Annotated in this window: 10 protein-coding genes and 1 riboswitch; of the genes, 7 read left to right on the forward strand and 3 right to left on the reverse strand. The window is 65.3% G+C overall.

Annotated features, from left to right (window positions below):
* The coding region (locus ACRCSW_RS19630) for a DsrE family protein (protein ID WP_438707339.1) at window positions 1–341 on the reverse strand (341 nt) is incomplete at its 3' end.
* Window positions 342–408: 67 nt separating this feature from the next.
* On the opposite strand from ACRCSW_RS19630, the gene ACRCSW_RS19635 reads away from it, so the two are divergent.
* The 5 genes from ACRCSW_RS19635 to ACRCSW_RS19655 all read left to right on the forward strand — a co-directional run bounded on the left by ACRCSW_RS19635 (window position 409) and on the right by ACRCSW_RS19655 (window position 3,128).
* Complete coding sequence (locus ACRCSW_RS19635; protein ID WP_438707340.1) at window positions 409–1,401, forward strand: AraC family transcriptional regulator; 993 nt, start codon at window positions 409–411, stop codon at window positions 1,399–1,401.
* Between the two features lie 73 nt (window positions 1,402–1,474).
* Window positions 1,475–2,035 (forward strand): hypothetical protein, encoded by a 561-nt coding sequence (locus ACRCSW_RS19640; RefSeq protein WP_438707341.1) that lies wholly within the window; start codon window positions 1,475–1,477, stop codon window positions 2,033–2,035.
* Window positions 2,036–2,218: 183 nt separating this feature from the next.
* Entirely contained in the window at window positions 2,219–2,341 is a 123-nt protein-coding gene (locus tag ACRCSW_RS19645; RefSeq protein WP_438707342.1) for a hypothetical protein, read from the forward strand.
* 2 nt (window positions 2,342–2,343) lie between these two features.
* On the forward strand, window positions 2,344–3,000 hold the full coding sequence (locus tag ACRCSW_RS19650) for a hypothetical protein (protein ID WP_438707343.1): 657 nt from the start codon (window positions 2,344–2,346) through the stop codon (window positions 2,998–3,000).
* On the forward strand, window positions 2,976–3,128 hold the full coding sequence (locus ACRCSW_RS19655) for a hypothetical protein (protein ID WP_438707344.1): 153 nt from the start codon (window positions 2,976–2,978) through the stop codon (window positions 3,126–3,128). Before ACRCSW_RS19650 ends, ACRCSW_RS19655 begins: the two co-directional genes overlap by 25 nt.
* Window positions 3,129–3,173: 45 nt before the next feature.
* Here ACRCSW_RS19655 and ACRCSW_RS19660 read toward each other — a convergent pair whose 3' ends face one another.
* Both ACRCSW_RS19660 and cobO read right to left on the reverse strand, forming a co-directional pair.
* Window positions 3,174–3,317: a hypothetical protein gene (locus tag ACRCSW_RS19660; RefSeq protein ID WP_438707345.1), complete on the reverse strand. Its 144-nt coding sequence runs from the start codon at window positions 3,315–3,317 to the stop codon at window positions 3,174–3,176.
* Between the two features lie 99 nt (window positions 3,318–3,416).
* Window positions 3,417–4,052 (reverse strand): cob(I)yrinic acid a,c-diamide adenosyltransferase, encoded by a 636-nt coding sequence (gene cobO / locus ACRCSW_RS19665; protein WP_438707346.1) that lies wholly within the window; start codon window positions 4,050–4,052, stop codon window positions 3,417–3,419.
* Window positions 4,053–4,088: 36 nt separating this feature from the next.
* A riboswitch (cobalamin riboswitch) is annotated at window positions 4,089–4,304 on the forward strand.
* An 82-nt stretch (window positions 4,305–4,386) separates the two neighbouring features.
* Between cobO and ACRCSW_RS19670 the strand changes: the two genes are divergently transcribed.
* Both ACRCSW_RS19670 and cobW read left to right on the forward strand, forming a co-directional pair.
* Window positions 4,387–4,761: a DUF1636 family protein gene (locus ACRCSW_RS19670; RefSeq protein ID WP_438707347.1), complete on the forward strand. Its 375-nt coding sequence runs from the start codon at window positions 4,387–4,389 to the stop codon at window positions 4,759–4,761.
* A complete protein-coding gene (cobW, locus tag ACRCSW_RS19675; protein ID WP_438707348.1) occupies window positions 4,758–5,792 on the forward strand; it encodes a cobalamin biosynthesis protein CobW in 1,035 nt (344 codons plus the stop codon). Before ACRCSW_RS19670 ends, cobW begins: the two co-directional genes overlap by 4 nt.
* The last annotated feature ends 407 nt before the right edge of the window (window positions 5,793–6,199 follow it).

Below are 6,199 nucleotides of genomic sequence, written 5' to 3' on the forward strand. Positions count from 1 at the left end.
CTGATCTCGGCATGCATCACGCTTGCCCCCGTGACGATCACCCCGTCCAAGAGGTCCCCCGCCTCATACCCCCGCGCCACAACACATGGCGTACAAGCCCAGATCACCCCGCCGCGCTTCTGGAAATCCGCGATCAGCGCCGCCAGCGGGTCCAACGGCGGCACATGAGTCATCGCCTGCCCGCCCTTCCGCACCAGATCGATCGCGTTCGACGTCAGAAACACGAACACCTTCAGCCCCGCCGTGATCCCGCCATTCGCGATCGTGAATCCGACCGAAGAAAGCTCGGACGCAATGCCATTGGTGATCATCACCACAAGTTTGTCGGTTCCATCTGCCATGATAATCTCCCTTGCAATGCATGGTGTCCGATGCACCGTCCTTGCCTGATCAAAGGGAAGACTGTCTTTGGCCGACCCGCCGAAAAGCTTGACCGATCTGCCAGAACCCGCCGCCGAACTCCTGTCGCAGGCCCTCCGCCGCATCCGGATTTCCGGCTCCATGCAGTACTGCTTCATGCCGCAGGGGGATTGGACGACCGACGCCACCCCCGCGCCCTGGCGGCCGAAGGATGCCATCGGCTTCCACATCGTCGCCGCAGGCCCATGCTGGGTCGACCTCCAGGGCCACCGCACCCAGCTTCAGACCGGCGACATCGCCGCCTTCCCCTTCGGCACCCCGCATGTTCTTGGCGCAGGCGCAGGCGGACGGCTCATCGACCCCGGCGGCGACCTTCCCGCCCGCCCCTGGCCCGCCACGCCCATCCTGCGCTACCCCGATCGGGGCAGCCAGGTCCGCATCCTCTGCGGCTACGTCCAGTGCGAGGCGACCGGCTTCGCCCCCTTCCGCGCCGTCCTGCCCGACTTCATTCACATCCGCACCGCCGATGAAGGCGCGGCCGACTGGCTGGCGGCCACCGTCGCCCAGATCGTGACCGAGGTCGACCAGCCCCAGCCCGGCGGCGGCCCGGTCCTCGAACGACTGACCGAGCTTGCCTTCCTCGAAATCCTCCGCCGCCAGTTCCAGACCCCCACGCCCCATGGCTGGCTCGCAGCAATCCTCGACCCGGCCCTGTCCCGAGGCCTTGTGGCGCTGCACGCCGATCCCCGGCGGAACTGGACGCTCGCGTCCCTCGCGCAGGAAAGCGGCCTCTCCCGCTCGGCGCTGGTGACCCGCTTCGCCGAACTCCTCGGCACATCCCCCATGCGCTACCTGCGCGACTGGCGCCTCTTCCTTGCGGCACAGGACCTGACCACGACCCAGCAGCCGATCATCGCCATCGCGACCGACGCAGGCTACGGCACCGAAGCCGCCTTCACCCGCGCCTTCTCCCGCAGCTTCGGCACCCCCCCGGCCGAATGGCGCCGCTCGCGGTCCGCTTCGTCCTCAAGCGAGCCGTAGCACCTGTCATCGCCCCCACCCAAAACCGCCTCTGTCGGGCTCCCGGATCAATCGTCAATCTGGTGGAGCCATCATGCGGTCAACCAACCCCCTTTTCCTTGCGCCCCTCCTTGCGCTCTTGACCACGGCCCCCGCCCTGGCCTGCGCGCCAGGTGGCTCTTCCTGTCGTCCAAGCGAAGCGGATGTCCTGGCTGGTCTCAGCCATACCACCCCGTGGATCGAGTTTGCTGGCGTCGAGTTCTCGACCAAGCCCGTTGGTGGCCGACCGGAGGACACGTTTCAGTCCTTCAGGATCTATTTTCAAGCAGTCGGCATACCGAAAGCCGATCTTCTGGAGCATATCTATGGCGACGAATTGCTGAAGGCCTGCGAACTGCCGGTGGACCAGCCGCTGCCGGTCTCAGACGGCTCGATCTACATCAAGCGGGCCTCCAGGGGTGATGAGGTCCTCATCTTCGGCGATTTAACGCTGGGTGAAAACGAGGTCGGCGAATGGGAAGTTGGCAGCTACCTGACCGGCTACGTGACAAAGGACGGAGTAGAGTTCTTCGGCCTCCCACGCGCCGGTCAGGCCGACCTGGCCATCATCGGTGAAGCCTCAGGCGACGCAGCCTGCGCCATGCTCAAGAAGTAACCCGCCTCGGGCGAACGCGAGCCGTAGGGCGCGCATTCATGGCGCGCCGATCATCGCCCCCCTCAGAACAACCCGTCGCCGCCCTCTTCCCGCTCGATCACCTCATCCGCGACCACAGCCGTTGCACCGCCGACGATCAAAGGGCCGCAGGCGGAACTAGGCGACCGGAAGACAGCAGGCCGGGTGATCGCCAACTTCGCCCAGGTGGTGAAGGAAGGCGAGCTGCGGCTGCATCCGCAGATCGGCGGGCTTGTGGAGAAGGAGCTGGTGGAGAAGATGGGTTATTCGCAAACCAAGGGAGAGTGACGATGACAGATACCGTCTGCTTGAGCGTTGCACCGCAGAAATCCGAGCTGACCGCCTGGTTCACAATGGAGGACCGCGCCGCGCCGTCAGCGCAACGAGAAGACAACGCCATGTTCCACGGGGGCGGGGGGCATCTTGACCCGAACCTTCTGCCGCAGCGGGCCGTCGAGCACAAAGGCCGCAAGATCACGCGGATGTCGCATCTCTTCAAGCTGAACGGCTTTCTGTGCATGACCGAGAAGGCCGCCGCAGTGCTGCGCCAGTTTGATCTGCGCAGCGGCGGGCTTTATCCGCTGGAGCTGTTCCGCAGCGATGGCGTCACGCCGATCGACGGCCCGTTCTGGGCGCTGAACTTCGGTGCGAAGAAGACCGCCGCCGATACAACAGCTAGAGCGGGATGCGGACTGGCAGAATCAGATTGTCGCACTTCTGTCCGCGCAGGATCGCTCGTCGATGACTTCGTCACTCCTCGCTGTGTTTCTCCGACGAGGAGACGAAGTCGAACGAGGAGGGCTTCCAGGCGTGGCTCTGCAGCTGCAGGTTCCGCCAAGACTCATCCCGCTCTAGCCAGACCATCGATGGTCCCTATCCGAACGGCAAATGCCGGCCAAAGTTCTGGATCAAGGACGACGATATGGCCATCACCCGGGCGGCCCTAGAGGGCGCGGATCTTTGGGGTGACGAATTGGTGGAAATCGGCTTCTTCGTCAGCCCAAGACTGGGCAAGGCCCTTGATAAGGCGGGTCTCGCCAAAGTCTTTCACCTGCGGCGCTGCCGGATCGTCTGACGCTCTATAACAGTCTGCAGGCGCCCGGTCCTTGCGCGCGCCCCTTCAGAACAACCCGTCGCCACCCTGTTCCTGCTCGATCACCTCATCCGCGACCACAGCCGTCGCACCGCCGACGATCAACGGGCCGCAAGCGGAAACCGCCAGCATCCCGGTCAGAAGCAGTACCATCATTCCAGCTTTTTTCATTTGTCCGTCTCCTGCCGATATCTTGCCAAATCCTTAACGCCCACAGACGCAACCCATTGATTTTATTTCAGCCGCCAGGATGTCCCACCGTGGGACACATCAGAACTCCACCCCGGCCTGAGCCTTGATCCCCGCCCGGAACGGATGCTTGACCAAGGTCATCTCGGTCACCAGATCCGCCGCCTCGATCAGCTCGTCCTTAGCGTTCCTCCCCGTCAAGACCACATGAGTCAGGGGCGGCTTTTCCAAGCGGAGAAACTCCAGCACTTCCCCAAGGTCCAGATAGTCATACCGCAGCGCGATGTTGATCTCATCCAGCAGCACCAGCCGGATGCTTGGGTCCCGGATCAGCTCCTTCGCCTTCTCCCACCCCGCCCTTGCGGCCGCAATGTCGCGGGTCTTGTCCTGCGTCTCCCAGGTGAACCCCTCGCCCATCGCATGGAACTGGCACAGGTCCGCGAAATGGGTCATCAAGAGCCGCCGCTCCCCCGTATCCCACGCCCCCTTGATGAACTGGACCACCGCGCAGGGCATCCCATGCGCCACACAGCGCAGGATCATCCCGAACCCGCTGGAGGATTTCCCCTTCCCCGCCCCGGTATGGACGATGATCAACCCCTTCTCCCCGGCCTTCCCCGCCATGATCCTGTCCCGCGCAGCCTTCTTCTTCGCCATCTTCTGGGCATGGCGGGCAAGCTCGGCTTCAGTATCGGGTGTCGCAATGGTCTCGGTCATGGTCGGTCGCGTCCTTGACATTGGTAGGCCTTCTGCCACAGGTGGACAGGCGCTGGTTCCTGTTTATGACAGGCGAAGAGGGAATGCGACAGGGCCCGAGGACATGAGCCGAAAGCCCCAATCGCAGCCGCCCCCGCGACCGTGACCGGAGAGGTCCCTTACGCCACTGGCCACACAGCCGGGAAGGCAAGGGACCGTTGGGGAAACCCTGGATCCGCAAGCCGGGAGACCTGCCAGCGCGAAGGAAGAAACCGGCGGACGGGGTGTTCCGCGACCGGGGGACAGGCGGAAACGCCCTCTCTGGCCCATGCCCCTTCGCCTATGGAAGACCGCGATGGGCACTACGCTTTACGTCTGCACCACCTGCAAGGCCGGGGAACCTGTGCCCGAAGGCGATCTGCCCCCAGGGCTCCGGCTTTATGCCGCGCTAGCCGCCAAAGGTGCGCCCGAAGGCATCCGCATCGTCGGCGTCGAATGCCTCTCCGCCTGCAACACCGGCTGCGCCGTCTCGCTGACGAAGCCCGGCGCCTGGTCCTATGTCTACGGCCGCCTGACCCTTGACGACGTCCCCGCGATCCTCGAAGGCGCCGGGAAGTACGCAGCCACAACGGACGGCATCGTCCCCTGGCGAGAGCGGCCCGTAGTCTTCCGCAAGCAAAGCATGGCCCGTATCCCGCCCCAAATGCCGTTTGAAGAGGCCGCCGAATGACCGACCTGACGAAAATCCCCGTGACCGTGATCACCGGCTTCCTTGGCGCGGGGAAGACCACCCTCATCCGCCACCTGATGCAGAACCCGCAGGGGCGCCGGCTCGCGATCCTGGTCAATGAGTTCGGCACCGTAGGGGTCGACGGCGACATCCTGAAGTCCTGCGCCGATGAAAACTGCCCGGTCGAAAACATCGTCGAGCTCGCCAACGGCTGCATCTGCTGCACCGTCGCCGACGACTTCATCCCGACGATCGAGGCGCTGATGGCCATGCCCATCCGCCCGGATCACATCCTGATCGAAACCTCCGGCCTCGCCCTCCCGAAGCCGCTCCTCAAGGCCTTCGACTGGCCCGCCATCCGCAGCCGGATAACTGTCGACGGCGTCATCGCCCTCGCCGACGCCGAAGCCGTCGCCGCTGGCCGCTTCGCTCCGGACGTCGCAGCCGTCGACGCCCAACGCGCCGCCGACCCCTCGCTCGACCACGAAACACCGCTCTCCGAGGTCTTCGAGGACCAGATCCTCTGCGCCGACCTGATCCTTCTCTCGAAGGCCGACCTAGCGGGTGAGGCCGGTCTTGCCTCGGCGCGGGAGGTCATCAGCGCCGAAATGACCCGCCCGGTCCCCATGCTCGCTATGACCGAAGGCGTCATCGACCCCCGCGTCATCCTCGGGCTCAACGCCGCCGCCGAGGACGACATCGCCTCCCGTCCCTCGCATCACGATGGCGAGGACGACCATGAGCATGACGACTTTAACTCGGTCGTCATCGACCTGCCCGAAGTGACCGACCCCGAGGCCCTTTCGGCCGCCATCGCCCGGCTGGCCGAAGAGCAAAGCATCCTCCGGGTCAAAGGTCATGTCGCGGTCGCAGGCAAGCCCCTCCGGCTGCTGGTGCAGGCCGTCGGCGCACGGGTCCGGACGCAATACGACCGCCCTTGGGGCACCTCCCCACGCCGCTCGCAGCTGGTGGTGATCGCCGAACAGGGCGACATCAATGAAGCCGCGATCCGCAAGGTTCTGGGGGTCTGAGCAGGGATGGGCGCCTTTTGCACCAGTGCAGGGAACGCGCCTCCCTCCCCCCATGTGGGAGAGGGCCGGGGAGGGGGGGCACGCTTGCCGTCCCGCCCGACCTTCGACCGGTGCCCCCCACCCCCGACCCCTCCCCACAAGGGGGAGGGGAGGCCCCCGGTCATTGCGCTCCAGACAAGGACGACAGTCGTTGCACTCTCCAGTCGTCTCCGCCCCTCGCCTCCCGCCCCCCTCGTGGGGGAGGGTTGGGGAGGGTGGGCACGCCCGACATCCCGCCCGACCTTCGACTGGTGCCCCCCACCCCCGACCCCACCCCACAAGGGGGAGGGGAGGTGGCCGGTCCCCGGCCTTCACCCGAGAACCACAGTCGACGTGCTTTCCCGCCGCATGCGTCCGGTGCCTCCCTC

The organism is Tabrizicola sp., assembly GCF_051645465.1.
Classification (GTDB): domain Bacteria; phylum Pseudomonadota; class Alphaproteobacteria; order Rhodobacterales; family Rhodobacteraceae; genus Tabrizicola.

Coding starts and splice junctions, on each gene's coding strand:
- ACRCSW_RS19640 (WP_438707341.1), top strand. CDS start 1,475: ATGCGGTCAACCAACCCCCTTTTCCTTGCGCCCCTCCTTGCGCTCTTG.
- ACRCSW_RS19650 (WP_438707343.1), top strand. CDS start 2,344: ATGACAGATACCGTCTGCTTGAGCGTTGCACCGCAGAAATCCGAGCTG.
- ACRCSW_RS19655 (WP_438707344.1), top strand. CDS start 2,976: ATGGCCATCACCCGGGCGGCCCTAGAGGGCGCGGATCTTTGGGGTGAC.
- ACRCSW_RS19660 (WP_438707345.1), bottom strand. CDS start 3,317: ATGAAAAAAGCTGGAATGATGGTACTGCTTCTGACCGGGATGCTGGCG.
- cobO (WP_438707346.1), bottom strand. CDS start 4,052: ATGACCGAGACCATTGCGACACCCGATACTGAAGCCGAGCTTGCCCGC.
- ACRCSW_RS19670 (WP_438707347.1), top strand. CDS start 4,387: ATGGGCACTACGCTTTACGTCTGCACCACCTGCAAGGCCGGGGAACCT.
- cobW (WP_438707348.1), top strand. CDS start 4,758: ATGACCGACCTGACGAAAATCCCCGTGACCGTGATCACCGGCTTCCTT.